Raw genomic sequence first — 24,418 nt, forward strand, 5'->3', positions numbered from 1 at the left:
GGATCTTTGCTGGGGAGCCGCCCGCCGGGACACACCGCCACGATTTGCGGTGATATGCCCCGACAGCCGGTGTCAAGCCTAAGGCGTGAGCCTCGTCTGTGGAGACGGAGCTCGTTACTCGCCCTTGGCCTTCGCGATGATCTCCTCGGCGACGTTCCGCGGAACCTCGGCGTAGGAGTCGAACTGCATCGAGTAGCTTGCGCGACCCGAAGTCTTGCTGCGGAGGTCGCCGACGTAGCCGAACATCTCCGACAGCGGAACCAGGCCCTTGACGAGCTTGGCGCCGTGACGGTCCTCCATGGCCTGGATCTGGCCACGGCGGGAGTTGATGTCACCGATGACGTCACCCATGTAGTCCTCGGGGGTGGTGACCTCGACCGACATCATCGGCTCCAGCAGAGCCGGCGACGCCTTGCGAGCACCCTCCTTGAACGCCATGGAACCGGCGATCTTGAACGCGAGCTCGGAGGAGTCGACGTCGTGGTAGGCACCGTCGAGCAGCGTCACCTTGACGCCGGTCAGCGGGTAGCCGGCCAGAACACCGAACTCCATGGCCTCCTGGCAACCCGCGTCCACGGACGGGATGTACTCCCGCGGGATACGGCCACCGGTGACCTTGTTCTCGAACTCGTAGCCATCGCCCTCGAGGGGCTCGATCGCCATCTGCACCTTCGCGAACTGGCCGGAACCACCAGTCTGCTTCTTGTGCGTGTAGTCGATACGCTCGACGGCCTTGCGGATCGTCTCGCGGTACGCGACCTGCGGCTTGCCGACGTTGGCCTCGACCTTGAACTCACGCTTCATACGGTCGACCAGCACGTCGAGGTGCAGCTCGCCCATACCCGCGATGATGGTCTGGCCCGTCTCCTCGTCCGTGTGGACCTGGAAGGACGGGTCCTCCTCGGCGAGGCGCTGGATGGCGACACCCAGCTTCTCCTGGTCGCCCTTGGACTTGGGCTCAATGGCGACCTGGATGACCGGGGCCGGGAAGTCCATCGACTCGAGGATCACCGGGTCGGACGCGGAGCAGAGGGTCTCACCGGTGGTGGTCTGCTTCAGACCCATGACGGCGACGATGTCACCGGCACCCACCGAGTCGATCTCCTCACGCTTGTTCGCGTGCATCCGGTAGATCTTGCCGATGCGCTCCTTCTTGCCCTTCACGGAGTTCTGCACCTGAGTGCCGGCCTCCATGCGGCCCGAGTAAACCCGGACGAAGGTGAGCTTGCCGAGGTGCGGGTCGCTCATGATCTTGAAGGCAAGGCCGGCGAACGGCTCGTCGTCGGACGGCTTGCGCTTCACGATCTCGTCGGCGTTGTTGACCGCGTGGCCCTCAACGGCCTCGATGTCCAGCGGCGACGGCAGGTAGCGGACCACGGCGTCGAGCAGGGGCTGCACGCCCTTGTTCTTGAACGCGGTACCACAGAACACCGGGGTGACGGTGACGGAGTCGCCGCCGCCCTTCGACGCGAGGGTGATGCGGCGGATGGCCGCCATCAGCTGCTCCTCGGTGGGCTCGACGCCCTCGAGGAAGAGCTCCATCATCTCTTCGTCGTTCTCGGCAACGCCCTCGAGGAGCTTGCCGCGCCATTCCTCGGCAGCCTCGATGTGGGTGTCCGGGATGTCGACGACGTCGTACATCTCGCCCTTGGCGGCCTCGGCGGACCAGACCAGCGCCTTCATCTGGACGAGGTCAACCACGCCCTTGAAGTCGGCCTCGGTGCCGATCGGCAGCTGCATGACCAGCGGAACCGCACCCAGGCGGTCGACGATCATGTCGACGCAGCGGTGGAACTCGGCACCCGTGCGGTCGAGCTTGTTGACGAAGCAGATGCGCGGCACGCCGTAGCGGTCCGCCTGACGCCAAACGGTCTCGGACTGGGGCTCGACACCGGCAACGCCGTCGAACACCGTCACGGCACCGTCGAGCACGCGCAGGGAGCGCTCCACCTCGACGGTGAAGTCGACGTGACCCGGGGTGTCGATGATGTTGATGGTGTGGTCGACGTTCTCGAGCGGCCAGTGGCAGGTGGTGGCAGCAGACGTGATCGTGATGCCACGCTCCTGCTCCTGCTCCATCCAGTCCATCGTGGCGGCGCCGTCGTGGACCTCACCGATCTTGTACGAGACACCGGTGTAGAACAGGATCCGCTCGGTGGTGGTCGTCTTGCCCGCGTCGATGTGGGCCATGATCCCGATGTTGCGGACCTTGGCCAGGTCAAGCGAAGTGGTGGCCATATGGCTCAGTCTTCTCTCGGATCTCGATGGGGGTAGCGACTACCAGCGGTAGTGCGCGAAGGCCTTGTTGGACTCGGCCATCTTGTGGGTGTCCTCGCGCTTCTTGACCGCTGCGCCCAGACCGTTGGAGGCGTCCAGGAGCTCGTTCATGAGGCGCTCGGTCATGGTCTTCTCGCGACGGGCGCGGGAGTAACCCACGACCCAGCGGAGCGCCAGGGTGGAGGCGCGGCCCGGACGGACCTCGACCGGCACCTGGTAGGTGGCGCCACCGACGCGGCGGGACTTGACCTCGAGAGCCGGCTTCACGTTCTCGAGAGCGCGCTTGAGGGTGATGACCGGGTCGTTACCGGTCTTCTCGCGCAGACCCTCCATGGCGCCGTACACGATGCGCTCGGCGGTGGAGCGCTTGCCGTGCAGGAGGATCTTGTTGATCAGCGACGTCACCAGAGGGGAGCCGTAAACCGGGTCGATGATGACCGGGCGCTTCGGGGCGGGGCCCTTACGAGGCATTCTTACTTCTCCTTCTTGGCGCCGTAGCGGCTGCGAGCCTGCTTACGGTTCTTGACGCCCTGCGTGTCGAGGGAGCCGCGGATGATCTTGTAGCGAACACCCGGCAGGTCCTTCACACGGCCACCGCGGACGAGCACGATGGAGTGCTCCTGCAGGTTGTGGCCCTCACCCGGAATGTAAGCGGTGACCTCGATGCCGGAGGTCAGGCGCACACGCGCGACCTTACGGAGCGCCGAGTTCGGCTTCTTCGGGGTGGTCGTGAAAACACGCGTGCAGACGCCGCGGCGCTGAGGGGAACCCTCAAGTGCGGGCGTCTTGTTCTTCTCGACCTTGTCCTGCCGGCCCTTCCGGACCAGCTGCTGGATCGTAGGCACCGTTTCTCCGGTTTCTGTGATCTCGATAAAACTAACCTGGAACCCGCCGACCCACGCGGTCGGGCGTGTCGAAAGCTGCAGACCCCTGCCGATGGTGGAAAGGGCGCAGAATTCGGTGTCTACGACCGCTTCGGACCGAGAAGATCCGAGAGGTCCGGTCTCCCGCACGGACTGTGGGCACGCACGAGAGCCCAGGGACACCCCAGGCACAAGGTCAGAGCCTACCTAGCGCATGGGCTGCGGTCAAAACAAATGCACACGCGGAGGACACCCCGATGTGCTGCATATGTGGTGGTTTCCCGGTTCTGCGGGAGGTTCGCGTCGCGCGTATGGGTGAAATCACTCGGCCCGCCCACCGCTCCCCCGGATACGCCGCAGGGCGGCCACCCCGGTGGGGTGACCGCCCTGCGGACGTACCGCTTGCGACTTACTGGTTGTACGGACCGTAGTCGTAGTCCTCCAGCGGGACCGCCTGGCCGGAGCCGGTGCCGAAGGGCGAGTAGTCGATGTCGTCGTAACCGACGGCCGAGTACATCGCGGCCTTGGCCTCCTCGGTGGGCTCCACCCGGATGTTGCGGTAGCGGGACAGGCCCGTACCGGCCGGGATGAGCTTACCGATGATGACGTTCTCCTTGAGGCCGATGAGCGAGTCGGACTTGGCGTTGATCGCCGCGTCCGTCAGCACTCGGGTCGTCTCCTGGAAGGAGGCGGCCGACAGCCAGGACTCCGTCGCCAGCGAGGCCTTGGTGATACCCATCAGCTGCGGACGGCCGGAGGCAGGGTGACCGCCCTCGGTGACCACACGACGGTTCTCGCCCTCGAAGCGCGAGCGCTCCACGAGCTCGCCCGGCAGCAGCTCCGCGTCGCCGGACTCGATGATCGTCACGCGGCGCAGCATCTGCCGGATGATGATCTCGATGTGCTTGTCGTGGATCGACACGCCCTGCGAGTTGTAGACCTTCTGGACCTCGCCGACCAGGTGGACCTGGACGGCACGCTGACCCAGGATGCGCAGCACGTCGTGCGGGTTGGTGGCACCCACGGTGAGCTTCTGGCCCACCTCGACGTGCTCGCCCTCGCTGACCAGGAGACGGGCACGCTTGGAGATCGGGAACGCCGTCTCCTCGCTGCCGTCGTCCGGGGTGACGACGAGCTTCTTGGTCTTCTCGGTCTCCTCGATGCGGATGCGGCCGGCCGCCTCCGAGATCGGGGCGACACCCTTGGGCGTACGGGCCTCGAAGAGCTCGACGACACGGGGCAGACCCTGGGTGATGTCGTCACCGGCCACACCACCGGTGTGGAAGGTACGCATCGTCAGCTGGGTACCGGGCTCACCGATGGACTGGGCGGCGATGATGCCGACCGCCTCACCGATGTCCACCAGCTTGCCGGTCGCCAGCGAGCGGCCGTAGCAGAAGGCACAGGTGCCGACCGCGGACTCACAGGTGAGGACCGAACGGGTCTTGACCGTCTCGACGCCGTTGGCGACGAGCTGGTCGATGAGCACGTCACCGAGGTCGACGTTGGCCGGCGCGATGACCTTGCCGTCGATGACGACGTCCTCGGCCAGCATGCGGGCGTAGACGCTGGTCTCGACGTCGTCGGCCTTGCGCAGCACGCCGTCGGCGCCGCGGGATGCGATCTGCAGCTTGAGGCCGCGCTCGGTGCCGCAGTCCTCCTCGCGGATGATGACGTCCTGCGAGACGTCCACCAGACGACGGGTCAGGTAACCCGAGTCGGCGGTACGCAGGGCGGTGTCCGCGAGACCCTTACGGGCACCGTGGGTGGAGATGAAGTACTCCAGCACGGAGAGACCCTCACGGAACGACGCCTTAATGGGTCGCGGAATGGTCTCGTTCTTCGCGTTCGACACCAGACCACGCATACCGGCGATCTGCCGCATCTGCATCATGTTTCCTCGGGCACCCGAGTCAACCATCATGAAGATGGGGTTCGTCTTGGGGAAGTTCGCGTTCATCGCCTCGGCAACCTCGTTGGTCGCCTTGGTCCAGATCGCGATGAGCTCCTGCGTGCGCTCGTCCTTGGTGATCAGACCGCGCTCGTACTGCTTCTGGACCTTCTCGTCCTGGGCCTCGTAGCCCTTGACGATCTCCTTCTTGGCCTCCGGCACGACGATGTCGGAGACGGCGACGGTGACGCCGGAGCGAGTGGCCCAGTGGAAGCCGGCCGCCTTCAGGTTGTCGAGCGTCGCCGCCACGATGACCTTGGGGTAGCGCTCGGCCAGGTCGTTGACGATCTCGGAGAGCTGCTTCTTGCCCACCGAGTAGTCGACGAACGGGTAGTCCTCGGGCAGCAGCTCGTTGAAGAGCGCGCGGCCCAGGGTGGTGCGCAGGCGGAACGAGTCACCCTGCTGCCACTCTGCAGCCCCGACGCCGTCGTCATTCCCCTCTTCAACCGGGGGAACCCAGCCGCGCGGGGGAACGGTGCCGATCGGGAAGCGGATGTCGACCTTCGCCTGGAGCGAGAGCTCACGGGCGTCGAACGCCATGATCGCCTCGGCGACCGAGCCGAAGGACCGGCCCTCGCCGATGACCTTGCGCTCCTCCTCGTCGGTGGTGAGGAAGAACAGACCGAGCACCATGTCCTGGGTGGGCATGGTGACCGGACGGCCGTCGGCCGGCTTGAGGATGTTGTTCGAGGACAGCATCAGGATGCGGGCCTCGGCCTGCGCCTCCGCGGAGAGCGGCAGGTGGACGGCCATCTGGTCACCGTCGAAGTCCGCGTTGAACGCGGTGCAGACGAGCGGGTGGATCTGGATGGCCTTGCCCTCGACCAGCTGCGGCTCGAAGGCCTGGATGCCGAGGCGGTGCAGCGTGGGCGCACGGTTCAGCAGCACCGGGTGCTCGGCGATGACCTCTTCGAGGACGTCGTACACGACGGTGCGGCCGCGCTCGACCATGCGCTTGGCCGACTTGATGTTCTGCGCGTGGTTCAGGTCGACCAGGCGCTTCATCACGAACGGCTTGAAGAGCTCCAGCGCCATGGCCTTGGGCAGACCACACTGGTGCAGCTTCAGCTGCGGACCGACGACGATGACGGAACGGGCCGAGTAGTCGACGCGCTTACCGAGCAGGTTCTGACGGAATCGACCCTGCTTACCCTTCAGCATGTCGCTGAGGGACTTCAGCGGACGGTTGCCGGGGCCCGTGACCGGGCGACCACGACGGCCGTTGTCGAAGAGGGCGTCGACCGCCTCCTGGAGCATCCGCTTCTCGTTGTTCACGATGATCTCGGGGGCACCGAGGTCGAGCAGACGCTTCAGACGGTTGTTGCGGTTGATCACACGGCGGTACAGGTCGTTCAGGTCGGAGGTCGCGAAGCGGCCACCGTCCAGCTGCACCATCGGACGCAGGTCCGGCGGGATCACGGGGATGCAGTCCAGCACCATGCCGCTGGGGCTGTTGCGGGTCTGCAGGAAGGCGGAGACGACCTTGAGGCGCTTGAGCGCACGGGTCTTCTTCTGGCCCTTGCCGGTCCGGATGATCTCGCGGAGGCGCTCGGCCTCCTCGTCGAGGTCGAAGGACTCCAGGCGCTTCTGCAGCGCGGCGGCGCCCATCGCACCCATGAAGTAGGTGCCGAAGCGGTCGCGCAGCTCGCGGTAGAGCAGCTCGTCGCCCTCAAGGTCCTGGACCTTGAGGTTCTTGAAGCGGTTCCAGACCTCGTCGAGACGGTCGATCTCGCGCTGCGCGCGGTCGCGCAGCTGCTTCATCTCACGCTCGGCGCCCTCGCGCACCTTGCGGCGCACGTCGGCCTTGGCACCCTCGGCCTCGAGCTCGGCCAGGTCGGCCTCGAGCTTCTTGGCGCGAGCCTCCAGGTCGGCGTCGCGGCGCTGCTCGATCTGCTGGCGCTCGACGGAGACGTGGGCCTCCAGCGAGGGCAGGTCGCGCGTGCGGCGCTCCTCGTCCACCCACGTGATCATGTAGGCGGCGAAGTAGATGACCTTCTCGAGGTCCTTCGGGGCGAGGTCGAGCAGGTAGCCCAGACGCGACGGGACGCCCTTGAAGTACCAGATGTGGGTGACGGGAGCGGCAAGCTCGATGTGGCCCATCCGCTCACGGCGCACCTTGGCGCGGGTGACCTCGACGCCACAGCGCTCACAGATGATGCCCTTGAAGCGGACACGCTTGTACTTGCCGCAGTAGCACTCCCAGTCCCGGGTCGGACCGAAGATCTTCTCGCAGAAGAGTCCGTCCTTTTCGGGCTTCAGGGTGCGGTAGTTGATGGTCTCCGGCTTCTTGACCTCGCCGTGGGACCAGGTTCGGATGTCGTCCGCGGTCGCCAGGCCGATCCGCAGCTCGTCGAAGAAGTTGACGTCGAGCACTGTTCGTCAATCCCTCTTTCAGGGTCGTGTCTTCATCAGTGGTCTGAGGGGGTCCGGGGACGACGGGGGGCTCTTGCCGAGCCCCCCGTCAGACCCGTCAGACCTCTTCGACGCTGCTCGGCTCGCGCCGGGACAGGTCGATACCGAGCTCTTCCGCAGCGCGGAAGACGTCCTCGTCCGTGTCGCGCATCTCGATGGACATGCCGTCCGAGGACAGCACCTCCACGTTGAGGCACAGGGACTGCATTTCCTTGATGAGCACCTTGAAGGACTCGGGAATGCCGGGCTCGGGGATGTTCTCGCCCTTGACGATGGCCTCGTAGACCTTCACGCGGCCGGTCACGTCGTCGGACTTGATGGTCAGCAGCTCCTGGAGGGCGTACGCGGCGCCGTATGCCTCCAGCGCCCACACCTCCATCTCACCGAAGCGCTGGCCACCGAACTGAGCCTTACCACCCAGCGGCTGCTGGGTGATCATGGAGTACGGGCCGGTCGAACGGGCGTGCAGCTTGTCGTCGACCAGGTGGTGCAGCTTGAGGATGTACATGTACCCGACGGAGATCGGGTCCGGGAACGGCTCGCCGGAGCGGCCGTCGAACATCCGGGCCTTGCCGGAGGGGAGCACCATGCGCTCGCCGTCGCGGTTCGGGATCGTGGACTCGAAGAGGCCGGCGATCTCGTCCTCGCGGGCGCCGTCGAAGACCGGGGTCGCGACGTTGGTGCCCGGCGCGACGTCGTCGGCGCCGATGGCCTGCAGGCGCTTCATCCAGTCCTCGTCGCCCTCGACCTTCCAGCCGCGGCTGGCGAGCCAGCCGAGGTGGATCTCGAGGACCTGTCCCGGGTTCATTCGGGACGGGACACCGAGCGGGTTGAGGATGATGTCGACCGGGGTGCCGTCCTCGAGGAACGGCATGTCCTCGACCGGGAGGATCTTGGAGATAACACCCTTGTTGCCGTGACGGCCGGCGAGCTTGTCACCGTCGGTGATCTTGCGCTTCTGAGCGACGTAGACGCGGACCAGCTGGTTCACGCCCGGGGGAAGCTCGTCGCCCTCCTCGCGGTCGAAGACGCGGACGCCGATGACCTTGCCGATCTCGCCGTGCGGGACCTTCAGCGAGGTGTCACGGACCTCACGGGCCTTCTCACCGAAGATCGCGCGGAGCAGGCGCTCCTCCGGGGTCAGCTCGGTCTCACCCTTCGGGGTGACCTTGCCGACCAGGATGTCGCCGGCGACGACCTCGGCACCGATGCGGATGATGCCGCGCTCGTCGAGGTCGGCGAGGACCTCCTCGGAGACGTTCGGGATGTCCCGGGTGATCTCCTCCGGGCCGAGCTTGGTGTCACGGGCGTCGACCTCGTGCTCCTCGATGTGGATCGAGGAGAGGACGTCGTCCTGGACGAGGCGCTGCGACAGGATGATCGCGTCCTCGTAGTTGTGACCCTCCCACGGCATGAACGCCACGAGCAGGTTCTTGCCGAGGGCCATCTCGCCCTCGTCCGTGGACGGACCGTCGGCGAGCACCTGGCCGGCGACCACGCGGGCGCCCTCGTCCACGACGACCTTCTGGTTGAAGGACGTGCCCTGGTTGGAGCGGGAGAACTTGGCGACCCGGTACGTGTTGTACGTGCCGTCGTCGTTGGCGACGGTGACGTAGTCCGCGGAGACCTCCTGGACCACACCGTCCTTCTCCGCCTTGATGACGTCACCGGCGTCGACCGCACAGCGGTACTCCATGCCGGTGCCGACCAGCGGGGCCTCCGCCTTGATCAGCGGAACGGCCTGGCGCATCATGTTCGATCCCATGAGCGCGCGGTTGGCGTCGTCGTGCTCGAGGAACGGGATCATGGCGGTCGCGACCGACACCATCTGGCGCGGGGAGACGTCCATGTAGTCGACGTCGTCGCCGGCGATGTAGTCGATCTCGCCACCACGGCGGCGGACCAGCACGCGGGCCTCGGCGTAGCGCATGTCCTCGGTGAGGGGGGCGTTCGCCTGGGCGATGACGAAGCGGTCTTCCTCGTCAGCAGTCAGGTAGTCGACCTCGTCGGTGACGACGCCGCCCACGACCTTGCGGTACGGGGTCTCCACGAAGCCGAACGCGTTGACGCGGCCGTAGGAGGCGAGCGAGCCGATCAGACCGATGTTCGGGCCTTCGGGCGTCTCGATCGGGCACATGCGGCCGTAGTGCGACGGGTGAACGTCTCGGACCTCGAAGCCGGCCCGCTCACGGGAGAGACCGCCCGGACCCAGCGCCGACAGACGACGCTTGTGGGTCAGACCCGACAGCGGGTTGGTCTGGTCCATGAACTGGGACAGCTGGCTGGTGCCGAAGAACTCCTTGATGGAGGCGACGACCGGCCGGATGTTGATCAGGGTCTGCGGCGTGATCGCCTCGACGTCCTGGGTGGTCATCCGCTCGCGGACGACGCGCTCCATACGAGCCAGACCCGTGCGGACCTGGTTCTGGATGAGCTCGCCGACGTTGCGCAGACGACGGTTGCCGAAGTGGTCGATGTCGTCGGTCTCGACGACGATCGAGGTGCCGTTCTCGCCGACCGTCTCCAGCTCACCCGCGTGCAGCTTGACCAGGTACTTGATCGTCGCGATGACGTCGTCCGTGGTCAGCACACCGGCGTCGAGGGGGGCGTCCGCGCCGAGCTTCTTGTTCACCTTGTAGCGGCCGACCTTCGCGAGGTCGTAGCGCTTCGGGTTGAAGTAGAGGTTCTCGAGCAGCGTCTGCGCGGCCTCGCGGGTCGGCGGCTCGCCCGGGCGCAGCTTGCGGTAGATGTCGAGCAGCGCGTCGTCCTGGCCCTGGGTGTGGTCCTTCTCCAGGGTGGCGCGCATGGACTCGTACTCGCCGAACTCCTCGAGGATCTGCTCGGTGGTCCAGCCGAGAGCCTTCAGGAGGACGGTGACGGACTGCTTGCGCTTGCGGTCGATGCGGACGCCGACCATGTCGCGCTTGTCGACCTCCATCTCCAGCCAGGCACCCCGGGACGGGATGATCTTGGCCGTGAAGATGTCCTTGTCGGACGTCTTGTCGATGGAGGAGTCGAAGTAGACGCCGGGCGAGCGGACCAGCTGCGAGACGACGACACGCTCGGTGCCGTTGATGCAGAAGGTGCCCTTGTTGGTCATGAGCGGGAAGTCGCCCATGAAGACCGTCTGAGACTTGATCTCACCGGTCTCGTTGTTGGTGAACTCGGCCGTGACGAAGAGCGGGGCCGCGTACGTGAAGTCGCGCTCCTTGCACTCGTCGATCGAGTTCTTCGGGGGCTCGAAACGGTGGTCGCGGAAGGTCAGCGACATCGACCCGGAGAAGTCCTCGATCGGGGAGATCTCCTCGAAGATCTCCTCCAGACCGGACTTGGTGGGGACGTCCTGACCGGACTCCAGCGCAGCCTCGACGCGAGCCTTCCAGGCGGCATTGCCGAGCAGCCAGTCGAAGCTCTCGGTCTGCAGCGCGAGGAGGTTCGGAACCTCGAGGGGCTCCTTGATCTTCGCAAAAGAGATGCGCAGCGGGGCGGTGCTGGCGCCGTTGTTCGTATTGGCAGTCGAGGCGTTGCGCGAGGCGGCCAAGAGGGGGTCCTTCCGAGGGCTCGGACTCACTACGCGCGTACCGGCCCCACACCGTGCATCGATAAGAAATCCCAGGTCAGCGGGGTTCCATCAGCAGTGCTCGATAGTGGGCATGCCCCTGGTGACGGGCAGGGAGCAGCTAACAGGCAGCGCAAAGGGTCAGTGTAGCCACTTGGCCCACTGATGTCCAGAGCGGATGTGCGGAGACCGGTGCGATACCAATCTCTCCCTCCGGGATCCTGTTGTCCCTCGCCGTGCGGCGGACGCCTGCAGGCATCGCCTGACGCAAGACTTCCCTCTTCGTCTTCGATCCATGCCTCGGACGGTGGACCGATGTAGCGACGCGTCCTGAGAATTGCGCGCCCCGTCGCGTTCGTCAAGGCCCACGGCCCGTCCGGGAGGGCAACGAAGATCACCATACTCGCCCCCGGGACGTGCTCCGCGCAGCCGTCCGGGGAAACGCCGACGGGCGACCACCCGCATGGGTGATCGCCCGTTGGCTACCGGCAGCCGCCGGCGGAAAGAGTCAGACGACTCGCAAGGTCTTACTTGACCTCGACGGAGGCGCCGGCGCCCTTGAGGGCCTCGGCGGCCTTCTCCGCGGCGTCCTTGGCGACCTTCTCGAGGACCGGCTTCGGGGTGCCGTCGACGAGGTCCTTGGCCTCCTTCAGGCCGAGGGAGGTCAGCTCACGGACGACCTTGATGACCTGGATCTTCTTGTCACCGGCGGCGGTGAGGATGACGTCGAACTCGTCCTTCTCCTCGACGGCCTCAGCGGCGCCACCGGCGACGCCGCCGGCCATGACGACCGGCGCGGCAGCGGCGGCGGTGACGTCGAACTTCTCCTCGAACGCGGACACGAAGGCCGCGAGCTCGATGAGGGTCATCTCCTCGAACTGCGCGAGCAGCTCGTCCTGGGTCAGCTTCGCCATGATGGCGGTCCTTCCACTAAATCGGCAGGTGCCGGGATGTACATGTCGGCGGGCGTACGGCCCGCTGCGACCGGTGCCGGGTGGCGCCGGTCAATGCGCGAGCCGAATTACTCGGCACCGCCCTGCTCGGCGAGCTTGGCGCGCAGCGCGTCCGCAGTGCGGACGAGCTTCGTCGGCAGCGCCTGGAAGAGCGAGGCAGCCTGGGACTGCTTGCCCTTCATGGCACCGGCCAGCTTGCTGAGCAGAACCTCGCGGGACTCGAGGTCCGCAAGCTTCTTGATCTCATCAGCGGAGAGCGCCTTACCATCAAGGACACCGCCCTTGATGATGAGGTTCGGGTTCTCCTTGGCGAAGTCACGAAGACCCTTCGCCGACGCCACCGGGTCACCGGTGACGAAGGCAACGGCCGTCGGGCCAGCGAAGAGCTGGTCCTCCAGCGTGATCCCGGCCTCACGGGCCGCGATCTGGGTCAGCGTGTTCTTCACCACGGCGTACTGGGCGTTCTCACCGAGCGAACGGCGCAGCGTCTTGAGCTGCGCCACGGTGAGACCGCGGTACTCGGTCAGCACAGCGGCATTCGAGCTACGGAACTTGTCCGTCAGCTCGGCAACCGCAGCAGCCTTGGCGGACGTCGCCATGAGCCTCGGCCTCCTTCCGGGTGATTCGGGACCGCTACGCGAAGGGACCTGGGCAAAACGAAACGCCCCGGCGCAGGCGCTCGGGGCGTAACTCGACCGCTTCGACCCGAAGTCGTCGCGGGAGTGCTTCCTCAAATCACCTGCGCAGGTCGCCCGCAGCTAGCGGATCCTTCGGCCACCACACCTCCGGACGGAGGCACAGTAACGACCAGCGGTCTTTGGCTTCTGGAAGAAGGTACGTGAACGGGGCGCCCGGAAGCAAATCGACCCCCGGGCGCCCGCATCCCCGCAGGTCAGGAGGACAGCGACGGGGTGTCGCCGCTCTCCTTCATCTTCTTGAGCTTCTCCAGCAGATCAACGGTCTGGTCCGCGGGCGGCGCCTGGACGTCGACGGGCGTGCCGTAGTCGGTCAGGGTCTCGCTGATCTCCATCCGGCCCTTGCCGCTGTCCATGTTCATGACCAGCTTCACGGGGAGGTCGCCGGAGTCGAGCCAGACGTCCATGTCGTACTGCGTGATGCCGGCCTGCTTGATGGTGTCCAGCAGCTCCTGCCGGTCCTTCTCGCTGAGCCCTTCGAGGCTCTTGTTGGACTTCACGGCCTCGTCGGCGGAGAGCGTGCCCTTGTAGTGCTGGGCCTTCTTGCCGTCGACCGTCTCCTCGCCGACCAGCTTGACGTTCGGCGAGGCCTTGAGGAGCGCCATCTGCTTGGCCGGGTCCTGGCTCTGGCCCTGCCCGCCTCCCAGGAGCTGCTGGAGCCCCTTGGAGTCGCCGCCGGACTCCTTCGCCATGGCGGCGAGGTCGAGCTTCATCCAGCGCTTGCCGTCGTTCTTGGCGGCGCCCTCCGCACCCATGTCGGTGTACGTGGCGGTGCCGATCGTGAGGGACCGGGTCTCGCCGGAGGCGCCGTCCTTGCCGGGCAGCCCGGTCATGCGCTGGTCCACGACGGTGGGGTCCCAGCCCATGACGCCGGAGGACCGCAGGGTCAGCGGCTGATCGCCGAGACCCGGCAGCTTCATGGTCATCTCGAACCTGGCCGACTTCGCCGCCTGCGTCTTCTTGAAGGCCGCGTTGATGACCTCGGCCGACACCCCGGCCGCCGGCTGCTTCTCCGACTTCGCGGACGCCCCTGAGGCGGCCTTGTCGCCCTTCTCGCCGCCCCCGCAGGCCGCAACGCCCGCCAGCAGGGCCACGGCCGTCACCGACACGCTCAGGCGCTTCCAGGTGGACTCGTGCATGTCCTTGCCCCCTCTACTGCCTCTACTACGCCTACTGCTTCTCTCCTGCTCAAAAGCGATCAATGTGAACGTTAGTTCACGAGCAAAAGCGAGCAGGCCCCGCATCTCACCAGGAGATGCGGGGCCTGCTCGTTCGCTTACGCGCCGAGGCGTCGTGATCCGGTCAGGATCAGACGGTCTCGTCCTCCACCAGGAGGTTGCGGGTGCGGTTGCTGTCCAGCGGGATGCCGGCGCCCATGGTCGTGGTCAGGGTCGCCTTCTTGATGTAGCGGCCCTTCGCGGCGGACGGCTTGAGGCGGGTGATCTCCTCAAGCGCAGCGGCGTAGTTCTCCACCAGCTTGGTCTCGTCGAAGGAGACCTTGCCGATGATGAAGTGCAGGTTCGAGTGCTTGTCGACGCGGAACTCGATCTTGCCGCCCTTGATGTCGGTCACGGCCTTGGCCGTGTCCGGGGTGACGGTGCCGGTCTTCGGGTTCGGCATCAGACCACGCGGACCGAGCACGCGGCCGAGGCGGCCGACCTTGCCCATGAGGTCCGGGGTGGCGACGACGGCGTCGAAGTCCAGGCGGCCCTTCGCGACCTCGTCGATGAGCTCGTCGGCGCCGACGATGTCGGCGCCCGCGGCACGCGCGGCCTCGGCACGGTCGCCGGTCGCGAAGACCAGGACCCGGGCGGTCTTACCGGTGCCGTGCGGAAGGTTCACGGTGCCGCGGACCATCTGGTCGGCCTTGCGCGGGTCGACACCCAGGCGCATGGCAACCTCGACGGTCGCGTCGAACTTCACGGAGGACGTCTGCTTCGCCAGGCGGACGGCCTCGAGCGGGGCGTACAGACGCTCCCGGTCGATCTTCGCGTCCACGTTGCGAAGAGTCTTGCTGCGCTTCACTGCTTCTCCTCAGGATTGGAGTCGTGGTGCGGGCCGCGCCGGCCCTTCCACGGGTACTGCAAGGGGGTGGCTGATCAGCCTTCGACCGTGATGCCCATGGAACGGGCGGTGCCGGCGATGATCTTCGCGGCGGCGTCCAGGTCGTTGGCGTTCAGGTCGGGCATCTTGGTGGTGGCGATCTCGCGGACCTGCGCCTCGGTGATCTTGGCGACCTTGGTCTTGTGCGGCTCGCCGGAGCCCTTCTCCACGCCCGCGGCCTTGAGGATCAGCTTCGCGGCCGGCGGAGTCTTGGTCACGAAGGTGAAGGAACGGTCCTCGTAGACCGTGATCTCCACCGGCACGACCATGCCACGCTGCGACTCGGTCGCGGCGTTGTAGGCCTTGCAGAACTCCATGATGTTGACGCCGTGCTGGCCCAGCGCGGGGCCGACCGGCGGAGCCGGGTTCGCGGCACCGGCGCTGATCTGGAGCTTGATAAGCCCCGTGACCTTCTTCTTCTTGGGAGGCATTGCTCTCTCCGGGTCCTAGTGAGAGTTTTTTTGCCATGCGCACAGTGCGCGCAGGCATACCGCACCACGATAACGGGTAACGTGGCCGGGCCAAAAACCGAGAGGTCAGACCCCTGTACGAGCGGGTCTGACCTGTTCGGTGGCTTGAGTGCCAGAAGGTGTCAGTTCTTCTGGATCTGGTCGAAGCTGAGCTCGACCGGGGTCTCGCGGCCGAAGATCTCGACGAGGCCCTTGACCTTCTTCGAGTCGGCGTTGATCTCGTTGATCGTGGCCTGCAGGGTGGCGAACGGGCCGTCGGTGACGGTGACCGAGTCGCCGACCTCGAAGTCCAGGACCTGGACCTCGACCTTGCGCTGCGGCACCGGCTTGCCCTCGGCCTCGGCGGCCTCGCGGGCGGCCTTCTCCTCGGCCTCCGGGGCGAGCATCTTGACGATCTCGTCCAGCGTCAGCGGGTACGGGTCGTAGGCGTTGCCGACGAAGCCGGTGACGCCCGGGGTGTTGCGGACGACGCCCCAGGACTCGTTCGTCAGGTCCATGCGCACCAGGACGTAGCCCGGGAGCTTGTTCTGGCGGACGGTGCGGCGGTCGCCGTTCTTGATCTGGACGACCTCCTCCTGCGGCACCTCGGCCTGGAAGATGTAGTCCTCGACGTTGAGCGAGACGGCGCGCTGCTCGAGGTTGGTCTTCACGCGGTTCTCGTAACCGGCGTAGGTGTGGATGACATACCACTCGCCGGGCAGGCCGCGGAGCTCCTCGCGGAGGGCGGCGATCGGGTCGGCGGCGGGCTCCTCCGCGGCGGCCTCCTCGGCCTCCTCGGCGGCTTCCTCGGCGGCCTCGGCGGCTTCCTCGGCGGCCTCGGCGGCCTCGTCCTCGCCGGACTCGACGTGGAGGGCGGCCTCCTCGGCCGGCTCGCCGGCAGCGGCTTCCTCGGCGTCGAGCTCGTCGGCGGCGTCGGCGCCCTCGACGATCTCCTGCGCGGTGTCGTCGCCCTCGACCTCGGCCGAGACAGTGGCATCCACGTCGGCCTCTGCCGCCTCAGCGGCCTTCTCGGCGGCGTCGTTCAGGTTCGGGTCAGACACGTGGCTGCTTCTTCCTGGCTACAAGGGGTGGAACGTGCGAAAGGGGCGGCTCGCCTCACGGCAGCCGCCCTACCCGCGGATTCAGCCGAAGACGTACTTGACGGCGTTGGTGAACCCATAGTCAATCACGGTGACCAGGCCAATGACGATGACGACAAAGACGATCACCACGGTGGTGTACGTCGACAGCTGACCCCGGGTGGGCCAGACGACCTTGCGGAGCTCTGCGACGATCTGACGGTAGAAGAGCGCGAGGCGGCCGAAGGGGCCCTTCTTCCCGCGCTTCCCGCCACGGCGGCCCTTCTTGGCGGCCACCTCGTCCTCGGGACGACCGCTCTCAGGCGTCGCGGTGGAGCCAAGGGCTTCCGTCACTACGTCCTCACCTGAATCCGGGTCGTGAGCCGTGCCGCGCCCGGTTGAGCCGCACGGCGGTGCATTTCAGTACGTACGCACGCACGCACCCTGGTGACGATGCGTGTAGCAGGGCCGAAGGGACTTGAACCCCCAACCGCTGGTTTTGGAGACCAGTGCTCTACCAATTGAGCTACGACCCTTTGTGGTTTCCCCAACGTACCGCATCCGACCATGCGCACGGTGTGTGCGGAGCCGGATCGCGGCCGGTGAGGGCCAACGGTGGATGAGTGTACGTGCTCCTGGGGCGTGCGTCGAACAGCTTGTGTCGCGACGGGTCCGGAGCGGGGCCGGAACGTCGCATTCCGGGGGATTGCCGGGGCTCTGTCAGGGCTCGATCAGGCCTCGATCCGGACTCGCGCGAACCGTCCGTGAAACGGGTGTGCCCGCTTCGTCCCCCGTCTGCAACGATGCCCCCATGACCGCTGCGACTCCTTCCGAGCCCAACGTCCAGTCCCCCACCGAGCGCCGGGTGTCGACCCGTGTCGGATCGATCTCCGAGTCCGCGACCCTCGCCGTCGACGCCAAGGCAAAGGCCCTCAAGGCCGCCGGGCGCCCGGTGATCGGCTTCGGTGCCGGCGAGCCCGACTTCCCCACCCCCGGCTACATCGTCGAGGCCGCGATGGAGGCCTGCCGCGACCCGAAGAACCACCGCTACACGCCCGCCGGCGGCCTCCCCGAGCTGAAGGCCGCGATCGCCGCGAAGACGCTGCGCGACTCCGGCTACCAGGTCGAGGCCTCGCAGGTGCTGGTCACCAACGGCGGCAAGCAGGCCATCTACGAGGCCTTCGCCGCGATCCTCGACCCGGGCGACGAGGTCATCGTCCCCGCCCCGTACTGGACCACCTACCCGGAGTCGATCCGGCTGGCCGGCGGCGTCCCCGTCGAGGTCGTGGCCGACGAGACCACCGGGTACCGGGTGTCGGTCGAGCAGCTGGAGGCCGCCCGCACCGAGCGGACGAAGGTGCTGCTCTTCGTCTCGCCGTCGAACCCGACCGGTGCGGTGTACTCGCGCGAGCAGGTCGAGGCGGTGGGCCGCTGGGCCGCCGAGCACGGGCTGTGGGTGCTGACGGACGAGATCTACGAGCACCTGGTCTACGGCGACGCCGAGTTCTCCTCGCTGCCGGTGGTCGTGCCGGAGCTCCGTGACAAGTGCATCGTCGTCAACGGCGTCGCCAAGACGTACGCGATGACCGGTTGGCGCGTCGGGTGGGTCATCGCCCCGCAGGATGTGATCAAGGCCGCGACGAACCTGCAGTCGCACGCCACGTCGAATGTGTCCAACGTCGCACAGCGGGCGGCGATCGCGGCCGTTTCCGGCGACCTGTCCGCCGTCGACGAGATGAAGACCGCCTTCGACCGGCGGCGGCAGACGATCGTGCGCATGCTCAACGAGATCGACGGCGTGCTCTGCCCGGAGCCGGAGGGTGCGTTCTACGCCTACCCGTCGGTCAAGGAGCTGCTGGGCAAGGAGATCCGCGGCAAGCGGCCCGCCACGTCCGTGGAGCTCGCCGCGCTGATCCTGGAGGAGGTCGAGGTCGCGGTGGTGCCGGGTGAGGCGTTCGGCACGCCGGGGTACCTGCGGCTGTCCTACGCGCTGGGTGACGAGGATCTGGTCGAGGGCGTCTCGCGGATCCAGAAGCTGCTGGCGGAGGCGAAGGCGTAAGCCTCGCGCCGACCTCGTACGGGCTCCCGGCTTTGCCGGGGGCCCGTATTCGTTTTCGGTTTCGTTTTCGGTGCGGCGCCCGTTAAGGGAAAGTGCCTTCCGGTCGGCCGGTACATGCGGCAGGATCTGCGAATGGAGAGTGTTCGTGACGTCCGTCTGCTGCCCAAAGCCCATCTGCACCTGCACTTCACCGGGTCGATGCGGTCTTCCACCCTGCTTGAGCTTGCCGACAAGTACGGGGTGCACCTCCCCGAAGCGCTGAGCAGCGGCGAGCCGCCGAAGTTGCGGGCCACGGACGAGCGGGGCTGGTTCCGGTTCCAGCGGCTCTACGACATCGCGCGCTCGTGCCTGCGCTCGCCGGAGGACATCCAGCGGCTGGTGCGCGAGGCCGCGGAGGAGGACGTCCGGGACGGGTCCGGGTGGCTGGAGATCCAGGTCGACCCGACGTCCTACGCCCCTCGGCTGGGCGGGCTCATCCCCGCGCTGGAGATCATCCTGGACGCGGTCGAGAGCGCTTCCCGGGAGACCGGGCTGGGGATGCGGGTGCTCGTCGCCGCGAACCGCATGAAGCACCCGCTGGACGCGCGCACGCTGGCGCGGCTGGCCGTGCGGTACGCCGACCGGGGCGTGGTGGGCTTCGGCCTCTCCAACGACGAGCGGCGCGGGCTCGCGCGCGACTTCGACCGCGCGTTCGAGATCGCGCGGGAAGGCGGGCTGCTGGCCGCGCCGCACGGCGGCGAGCTGTCCGGGCCCGGCAGCGTCCGGGACTGCATGGACGACCTGTACGCGTCGCGCGTCGGGCACGGGGTGCGGGCCGCCGAGGACCCGCGGCTCCTGCGGAAGCTCGCGGAGCGGGGGGTGACGTGCGAGGTGTGCCCGTCGTCCAACGTCGCCCTCGGCGTCTACGAGAAGCCCGGCGACGTGCCGCTGCGGGCCCTGTGGGACGCCGGCGTGCCGATAGCGCTCGGCGCGGACGACCCGCTGCTCTTCGGCTCGCGGCTCGCCGCGCAGTACGAGCTGGTGCGGGAGCACCACGGCTTCACGGACGCGGAGCTGGCGGAGCTGGCGCGGCAGTCGGTACGGGGGTCGGCCGCGCCGGAGCCTGTGCGGGCGGGGTTGCTGGCGGGGATCGAGGGGTGGCTGGCGGCCGCCTGAGGCGGCTCGCCATCCGGGCTTCCCGGCCCTGCCCGCCCTCCCGGCCCCCGCCGCTCATTGGGCGGGGTGGGGACAGACCGCTCTTACAGCGCCACGCCGACCGTGACCGGCTCGTTCACCAGGGTCACTCCGAACGCCTCGTGGACGCCGGCCCGGACCTCGCGTGCGAGGGCGAGGAGGTCCTCCGTCGTGGCCTCTCCCCGGTTCGTCAGGGCGAGGGTGTGCTTCGTGCTGATGCGCGCCGGGCCCGCCCCGTACCCCTTCGTGAAGCCCGCCTTGTCAATCAGCCAGGCCGCGGAGGTCTTCATGAAGCCCTCCCCCGCCGGGTAGGCGGGAGGCGTCACGTCAGGCCCGAGCCGCTCTGCCGCGCGGGCCAGGAACGCCGCGTGCTCCGCGGTGGTGAGGATCGGGTTGCAGAAGAACGACCCGGCCGACCACGTGTCGTGGTCCTCGGGGTCGAGGACCATGCCCTTGCCGGCGCGCAGCTTGAGGACCGTCTCGCGGGCCTGCTCCGCGGGCACGCGGTCGCCCGCCTCGACGCCGAGGGCGCGGGCCGTCTCGGGGTAGCGGATGGGCGCCGACAGGCCGTCCGCGTCCTCCAGCTCGAAGCGGACGCGGAGGACGACGTAGCGGCTCGGGTCCTGCTTGAAGCGGCTGTGCCGGTAGGAGAACGCGCACTCGGCGTTGGTGAGGGTCACCGTCTCGCCGGTGCGGCGGTCGTACGCGACGACTTCGGTGATCGTCTGGGCGACGTCCTGGCCGTAGGCGCCGACGTTCTGGATGGGGGTGGCGCCGGCGGAGCCGGGGATGCCGGCGAGGCACTCGACGCCGGCGAGGCCGGCTTCGACGGTGCGGGCCACGGCCTCGGACCAGTTCTCGCCCGCCGCCAGCTCCAGCGTCGTGCCGCGCAGCTCGAAGCCGGTCGTCGCGATGCGCAGGGCCGTGCCGTCGAAGCCCTTGTCGGAGATGACGAGGTTGCTGCCGCCGCCGATGATCAGCAGCGGGGTGGCGGTCTCGTCCGCCTCGCGGACAGCGGCGATCACCTCGGTGTCGGTGGTTGCCGTGATCAGGCGGCGGGCGGGGCCGCCGAGCCTGAAGGTGGTCAGGGGGGCGAGGGGGGCGTCGTGTCGTTCCTGCACCAGACCAGGGTACGGGTGGGTCGGGCGCGGTGGTCCGGGGCCGGGGGCCGGGGGCTCCGGCGGTGCCGGGCCCCGGCCCCGTGGGCGGTGCCACGCCGCCCGTCAGGGCGCCCCGGCCGGGCGGGCGGCGGGTGCGGCGGCCCGGGCGGCGGGTGCGGCGGCCCGGGCGGCGGGTGCGGCGGCCCGGGCGGCGGTGCCGCGCCGCGAGGGGATCAGGGTCGCCGCCAGCGCCCCGAGCGCCACCGCGGCCGCGCCCGCCCAGAGGGCGGGGACGAGGCCGTCCAGGAAGCGCTGCGGCGTCCCGTAGCCGCCCTGGGCGGAGAACAGCGAGGCGAGGACGGCGATGCCCAGCGCCCCGCCCACCTCCCGCAGAGCGTTGTTCGCACCGGAGGCCATGCCCTGCTCCGCCGGGCGGACGCTGGACATGACGAGCTTCGCGGCGGGGGCGAAGAACAGGCCCATGCCGATGCCGCTGACGATCAGTCCGGGGAGCTGGGCCGCGTAGGAGACGTCCGGGCTCATGACCAGGGCGAAGTGGGCGAGGCCGAGGGCCTGGAGGGCCAGGGCGGTGACGACGACGGGGCGGCTGCCGATGCGGTCGGCGAGGTAGCCGGAGAGCGGCGCCGCGATCATGGGCATTCCGGTCCAGGGGAGCATGCGCAGCCCGGCCTCGGTGGGCGAGTAGCCGAGGGCGTTCTGGAGGAACTGGCTGAGCAGGAAGATCGAGCCGAACATGCCCAGGAACATGAAGACGCTCGCGGCGTTCACGCCCGCGAAGGCGCGGTCCTTGAAGAGGCGCATGGGCAGCATGGGCCGCTCCGCGCGCAGGCCGTGGCCGATGAAGCCTCCTATGAGGACGCTGCCCGCGATGAGGGCTGTCAGGACCTGGGGGCTCGTCCAGCCGTGCGCGTTGGCGTTGACCAGGCCGTAGACGACGCCGAAGAGGCCGCCGCTGACGAGGAGCGTGCCCGGGAGGTCCAGGCGGGCGTTCTCGGCGCGCGACTCGTCCAGGCGGAGGCGGGCCAGCGGGATGAGGGCCAGGCCCAGCGGGACGTTGAGCCAGAAGATCCACTGCCACGAGATGTGCTCGGTGAGCGCGCCGCCGATGAGCGGGCCGCCGGCGACGGCCAGCCCGTCCACGGCTCCCTTGATGCCGTACGCCAGGCCCCGGCGCTCGGCGGGGACGGCCGCGGTGAGCAGGGTGAGCGTCAGCGGCATGGTGATCGCGGCGCCCACGCCCTGGACGGCCCGGGCGGCGATCAGGGCCTCGATTCCGGGCGCGAGGGCGGCCGCGGCGGAGGCGGCCGTGAAGATCACCAGGCCGGTGACGAAGAGCTTGCGGCGGCCGAAGCGGTCGCCCAGGGCCGCGCCGAACATGAGCAGGACCGCGAAGGTCAGCGTGTAGGCGTTGACGGTCCATTCGAGGTCCTCCAGCGCCCCGCCGAGGTCCTTGCGGATCGACGGGAGGGCTGTGGTGACGACCAGGTTGTCCAGGGCCGCCATGAAGCCGGCCACGCCGGTGATGATCAGGGCCCAGATTGCTTTGGGCTGCATGCTTCCCCCTGCTTACTTAGTAATCAGTCACTAACTTTGATAGGTATGCGGAGACGGGGGTCTCCTGCGTTCCTAGAAACCGCTCCACACCCGGTGGTCCGGCGGGAAGCCCAGGGACATCAGCGTGTTGATCAGCATCCCCTTGGCCAGGAACCCCGTCGTCTCCTTCACGTCCCCGCCGAGCGCCAGGTGCGCCCCGTCCCACAGCTCCAGCCACGCCGCCCGGATCGTGCTCCCGAACTCGTGGTCCCCCGCCGCCTCGGCCGAGGCCACCGCGACGTAGATCTGCATCTGCATCTGCAGCTTCTCGGGGTCCTCGGCGATGAGGTGGTCGTAGGCGGCGGCCATGGCCTGCGGCGCCCCGCGGGGCGGCGCGCCCTCGACGACCTTCGCGAAGACCTCCCGGGTCTCCTCCAGGCAGCGGTGGGCCGCCGCCAGGAAGATCGCTTCCTTGGTGGGGAAGAGCCGGAACAGATACGGCTGCGAGACGCCCACGCGGCGCGCGATCGCCTCCGTGGACGTGCCCTTGTAGCCGGCACGCGCGAATTCCGTGATTGCGGCGCGGATCACACTCTCGCGGCGCTCCTCCGCGCTCATCCTGACCATGAACGTAAGTTAGTGGTCACTTACTTTGCATGTCAAAGGGGGAGGGCGCCGCTTGTTGCGCGCGGCGCCCTCCTCGTCAGGCGAGACGTACGACCGCTCGCGACATCCCCAGGACCTTCTGGCCCGCGCTCTTGACCACCAGGTCCACCCGGACCGTGCGGCGCTCGTCGTCCTTGGCCGCGACCTTGCCGCCGACCTCGATGACCGCCCCCTCGTCGTCGTTGGGCACGACGACCGGGCGGGTGAAGCGCACGCCGTACTCGGCGACGGCGCCCGGGTCGCCGGCCCAGTCCGTGACCACGCGCGCCGCCTCGGCCATGGTGAACATGCCGTGCGCGATCACGTCCGGCAGGCCGACCTCCTTGGCGAACTTCTCGTTCCAGTGGATCGGGTTGAAGTCGCCGGAGGCGCCCGCGTAGCGGACCAGGTCCGCGCGCGTCACCGGGAAGGAGCGGACCGGCAGCTCCGTGCCGACCTCGACCTCGTCGTAGGAGATCCGGGCAGTCATCTACGCCTCCTCGGCCGCGCGGGCCACCAGGGTCGTGTGCGCGGTCACCACGTGCTCGCCGTGCTCGTCCTGGACGTCGCCGCGGATCGACAGGACGTCGTTGCCCGCCAGGGACTTGATCGACTCGATCGTGGAGACGACCGTCAGGCGGTCACCGGCCCGCACGGGGCGGGCGTAGGCGAACTTCTGGTCGCCGTGCACGACGCGCGAGTAGTCCAGGCCCAGCTGCGGGTCGTTCACGACCGCGCCGGCTGCCCGGTACGTGACGGAGAAGACGAAGGTCGGCGGGGCGATCACATCCGGGTGGCCCAGCGCCTTGGCGGCGTCCGGGTCGGTGTACGCCGGATTGGTGTCGCCGATGGCCTCGGCGAATTCGCGGATCTTCTCCCGGCCGACCTCGTACGGTTCGGTGGCCGGATAGGTCCGCCCTACGAAGGACTGGTCGAGCGCCATGGCCCGGTACCTCCTGCAGCAGTGGTGAACGGTGGCGGATACGCCACGAGGCCGCCCCCGGTGAATGGGGACGGCCTCGTGAACGAGCCTGTTGTTATCGCGTCTCGCGGTGCGCAGTGTGCGAGTTGCAACGGGGGCAGTGCTTCTTCATCTCAAGACGGTCCGGGTCGTTGCGCCGGTTCTTCTTGGTGATGTAGTTCCGCTCCTTGCACTCCACGCAGGCCAGCGTGATCTTCGGGCGGACGTCGGTGGCAGCCACGTGAGTGCTCCTTGACGGAATGGACGGATGAACGCAAACAAGAGTAGCCGACCGGAGGACCGACCCCACAATCGGCTACTGCGTGTAGCGGTGACCGGACTTGAACCGGTGACACAGCGATTATGAGCCGCTTGCTCTACCGACTGAGCTACACCGCTTTGATGCGGGAGGGACCCTCGCCCGAAGGCGAGGAAACCTCTCACACCAGAGCCCCAAAACGGAATCGAACCGTTGACCTTCTCCTTACCATGGAGACGCTCTGCCGACTGAGCTATTGGGGCGAGCGAGGAAGACATTACACGGTTGGCCGCCGAAGGTGAAATCCGTATCCGGAGGACGCCCGC

Annotated in this window: 20 protein-coding genes and 3 tRNA genes; 2 read left to right on the forward strand and 21 right to left on the reverse strand. The window is 67.9% G+C overall.

Annotated elements, in window-relative coordinates; genetic code table 11:
- Window positions 1–114: 114 nt before the first annotated feature.
- From fusA to IF61_RS0123150, 13 genes are all read right to left on the reverse strand, one after another.
- Window positions 115–2,238, reverse strand: coding sequence for an elongation factor G (gene fusA / locus IF61_RS0123090; protein ID WP_030368419.1), 2,124 nt, complete (start codon window positions 2,236–2,238; stop codon window positions 115–117).
- Between the two features lie 39 nt (window positions 2,239–2,277).
- On the reverse strand, window positions 2,278–2,748 hold the full coding sequence (gene rpsG / locus IF61_RS0123095; RefSeq protein ID WP_030368420.1) for a 30S ribosomal protein S7: 471 nt from the start codon (window positions 2,746–2,748) through the stop codon (window positions 2,278–2,280).
- A gap of 2 nt (window positions 2,749–2,750) precedes the next feature.
- Window positions 2,751–3,122 (reverse strand): 30S ribosomal protein S12, encoded by a 372-nt coding sequence (rpsL, locus tag IF61_RS0123100; protein ID WP_003948652.1) that lies wholly within the window; start codon window positions 3,120–3,122, stop codon window positions 2,751–2,753.
- A gap of 427 nt (window positions 3,123–3,549) precedes the next feature.
- Window positions 3,550–7,464 (reverse strand): DNA-directed RNA polymerase subunit beta', encoded by a 3,915-nt coding sequence (locus IF61_RS0123105; RefSeq protein WP_030368421.1) that lies wholly within the window; start codon window positions 7,462–7,464, stop codon window positions 3,550–3,552.
- Between the two features lie 97 nt (window positions 7,465–7,561).
- Entirely contained in the window at window positions 7,562–11,044 is a 3,483-nt protein-coding gene (gene rpoB / locus IF61_RS0123110) for a DNA-directed RNA polymerase subunit beta (protein WP_030368422.1), read from the reverse strand.
- A gap of 545 nt (window positions 11,045–11,589) precedes the next feature.
- Entirely contained in the window at window positions 11,590–11,976 is a 387-nt protein-coding gene (rplL, locus tag IF61_RS0123115) for a 50S ribosomal protein L7/L12 (RefSeq protein WP_030368423.1), read from the reverse strand.
- Between the two features lie 107 nt (window positions 11,977–12,083).
- The gene (rplJ, locus tag IF61_RS0123120) at window positions 12,084–12,614 is read right to left on the reverse strand and encodes a 50S ribosomal protein L10 (protein WP_030368424.1); all 531 of its coding nucleotides are present in this window, start codon (window positions 12,612–12,614) and stop codon (window positions 12,084–12,086) included.
- A gap of 293 nt (window positions 12,615–12,907) precedes the next feature.
- Window positions 12,908–13,849: an SCO4651 family lipoprotein gene (locus IF61_RS0123125; RefSeq protein ID WP_043190287.1), complete on the reverse strand. Its 942-nt coding sequence runs from the start codon at window positions 13,847–13,849 to the stop codon at window positions 12,908–12,910.
- Window positions 13,850–14,018: 169 nt separating this feature from the next.
- Window positions 14,019–14,735 (reverse strand): 50S ribosomal protein L1, encoded by a 717-nt coding sequence (rplA, locus tag IF61_RS0123130; RefSeq protein WP_030368426.1) that lies wholly within the window; start codon window positions 14,733–14,735, stop codon window positions 14,019–14,021.
- 74 nt (window positions 14,736–14,809) lie between these two features.
- The gene (gene rplK / locus IF61_RS0123135; protein ID WP_030368427.1) at window positions 14,810–15,244 is read right to left on the reverse strand and encodes a 50S ribosomal protein L11; all 435 of its coding nucleotides are present in this window, start codon (window positions 15,242–15,244) and stop codon (window positions 14,810–14,812) included.
- 161 nt (window positions 15,245–15,405) lie between these two features.
- Entirely contained in the window at window positions 15,406–16,323 is a 918-nt protein-coding gene (gene nusG / locus IF61_RS0123140; RefSeq protein ID WP_030368428.1) for a transcription termination/antitermination protein NusG, read from the reverse strand.
- A gap of 81 nt (window positions 16,324–16,404) precedes the next feature.
- Complete coding sequence (gene secE, locus IF61_RS0123145; protein ID WP_030368429.1) at window positions 16,405–16,695, reverse strand: preprotein translocase subunit SecE; 291 nt, start codon at window positions 16,693–16,695, stop codon at window positions 16,405–16,407.
- A 109-nt stretch (window positions 16,696–16,804) separates the two neighbouring features.
- Window positions 16,805–16,877: transfer RNA gene (locus IF61_RS0123150), tRNA-Trp, on the reverse strand.
- Between the two features lie 275 nt (window positions 16,878–17,152).
- Here IF61_RS0123150 and IF61_RS0123155 point away from each other — a divergent pair.
- Both IF61_RS0123155 and IF61_RS0123160 read left to right on the forward strand, forming a co-directional pair.
- On the forward strand, window positions 17,153–18,400 hold the full coding sequence (locus IF61_RS0123155) for a pyridoxal phosphate-dependent aminotransferase (protein WP_030368430.1): 1,248 nt from the start codon (window positions 17,153–17,155) through the stop codon (window positions 18,398–18,400).
- 132 nt (window positions 18,401–18,532) lie between these two features.
- Window positions 18,533–19,555, forward strand: a complete 1,023-nt coding sequence (locus IF61_RS0123160; protein WP_030368431.1) for an adenosine deaminase — start codon at window positions 18,533–18,535, stop codon at window positions 19,553–19,555.
- Window positions 19,556–19,638: 83 nt separating this feature from the next.
- On the opposite strand, the gene IF61_RS0123165 is transcribed toward IF61_RS0123160, so the two are convergent.
- The 8 genes from IF61_RS0123165 to IF61_RS0123200 form a co-directional block, all read right to left on the reverse strand.
- Entirely contained in the window at window positions 19,639–20,694 is a 1,056-nt protein-coding gene (locus IF61_RS0123165; protein WP_030368432.1) for a UDP-N-acetylmuramate dehydrogenase, read from the reverse strand.
- Window positions 20,695–20,796: 102 nt separating this feature from the next.
- On the reverse strand, window positions 20,797–22,248 hold the full coding sequence (locus tag IF61_RS0123170; protein ID WP_030368433.1) for a DHA2 family efflux MFS transporter permease subunit: 1,452 nt from the start codon (window positions 22,246–22,248) through the stop codon (window positions 20,797–20,799).
- A 72-nt stretch (window positions 22,249–22,320) separates the two neighbouring features.
- Window positions 22,321–22,854 carry a TetR/AcrR family transcriptional regulator gene (locus IF61_RS0123175; RefSeq protein ID WP_030368434.1) on the reverse strand — a complete coding sequence of 178 codons (534 nt, stop codon included), beginning with the start codon at window positions 22,852–22,854 and terminating at the stop codon, window positions 22,321–22,323.
- Window positions 22,855–22,930: 76 nt separating this feature from the next.
- A complete protein-coding gene (locus IF61_RS0123180; protein WP_030368435.1) occupies window positions 22,931–23,362 on the reverse strand; it encodes a MaoC family dehydratase in 432 nt (143 codons plus the stop codon).
- On the reverse strand, window positions 23,363–23,815 hold the full coding sequence (locus IF61_RS0123185) for a MaoC family dehydratase N-terminal domain-containing protein (RefSeq protein ID WP_030368436.1): 453 nt from the start codon (window positions 23,813–23,815) through the stop codon (window positions 23,363–23,365).
- A 94-nt stretch (window positions 23,816–23,909) separates the two neighbouring features.
- Window positions 23,910–24,074 carry a 50S ribosomal protein L33 gene (gene rpmG, locus IF61_RS0123190; protein ID WP_006604855.1) on the reverse strand — a complete coding sequence of 55 codons (165 nt, stop codon included), beginning with the start codon at window positions 24,072–24,074 and terminating at the stop codon, window positions 23,910–23,912.
- Window positions 24,075–24,159: 85 nt separating this feature from the next.
- Window positions 24,160–24,232, reverse strand: a tRNA-Met gene (locus IF61_RS0123195).
- A 50-nt stretch (window positions 24,233–24,282) separates the two neighbouring features.
- Window positions 24,283–24,355, reverse strand: a tRNA-Thr gene (locus IF61_RS0123200).
- Between the last annotated feature and the right edge of the window lie 63 nt (window positions 24,356–24,418).

Source organism: Streptomyces roseoverticillatus (assembly GCF_000719265.1).
GTDB classification, from domain to species: Bacteria; Actinomycetota; Actinomycetes; order Streptomycetales; family Streptomycetaceae; genus Streptomyces; species Streptomyces roseoverticillatus.

What these genes read in the sequence shown, in the direction of transcription:
- fusA (WP_030368419.1), bottom strand. Translation starts at nt 2,238, where the DNA reads ATGGCCACCACTTCGCTTGACCTGGCCAAGGTCCGCAACATCGGGATC.
- rpsG (WP_030368420.1), bottom strand. Translation starts at nt 2,748, where the DNA reads ATGCCTCGTAAGGGCCCCGCCCCGAAGCGCCCGGTCATCATCGACCCG.
- rplL (WP_030368423.1), bottom strand. Translation starts at nt 11,976, where the DNA reads ATGGCGAAGCTGACCCAGGACGAGCTGCTCGCGCAGTTCGAGGAGATG.
- rplJ (WP_030368424.1), bottom strand. Translation starts at nt 12,614, where the DNA reads ATGGCGACGTCCGCCAAGGCTGCTGCGGTTGCCGAGCTGACGGACAAG.
- IF61_RS0123125 (WP_043190287.1), bottom strand. Translation starts at nt 13,849, where the DNA reads ATGCACGAGTCCACCTGGAAGCGCCTGAGCGTGTCGGTGACGGCCGTG.
- rplK (WP_030368427.1), bottom strand. Translation starts at nt 15,244, where the DNA reads ATGCCTCCCAAGAAGAAGAAGGTCACGGGGCTTATCAAGCTCCAGATC.
- IF61_RS0123155 (WP_030368430.1), top strand. Translation starts at nt 17,153, where the DNA reads ATGACCGCTGCGACTCCTTCCGAGCCCAACGTCCAGTCCCCCACCGAG.
- IF61_RS0123160 (WP_030368431.1), top strand. Translation starts at nt 18,533, where the DNA reads ATGGAGAGTGTTCGTGACGTCCGTCTGCTGCCCAAAGCCCATCTGCAC.
- IF61_RS0123170 (WP_030368433.1), bottom strand. Translation starts at nt 22,248, where the DNA reads ATGCAGCCCAAAGCAATCTGGGCCCTGATCATCACCGGCGTGGCCGGC.
- IF61_RS0123175 (WP_030368434.1), bottom strand. Translation starts at nt 22,854, where the DNA reads ATGGTCAGGATGAGCGCGGAGGAGCGCCGCGAGAGTGTGATCCGCGCC.
- IF61_RS0123180 (WP_030368435.1), bottom strand. Translation starts at nt 23,362, where the DNA reads ATGACTGCCCGGATCTCCTACGACGAGGTCGAGGTCGGCACGGAGCTG.
- IF61_RS0123185 (WP_030368436.1), bottom strand. Translation starts at nt 23,815, where the DNA reads ATGGCGCTCGACCAGTCCTTCGTAGGGCGGACCTATCCGGCCACCGAA.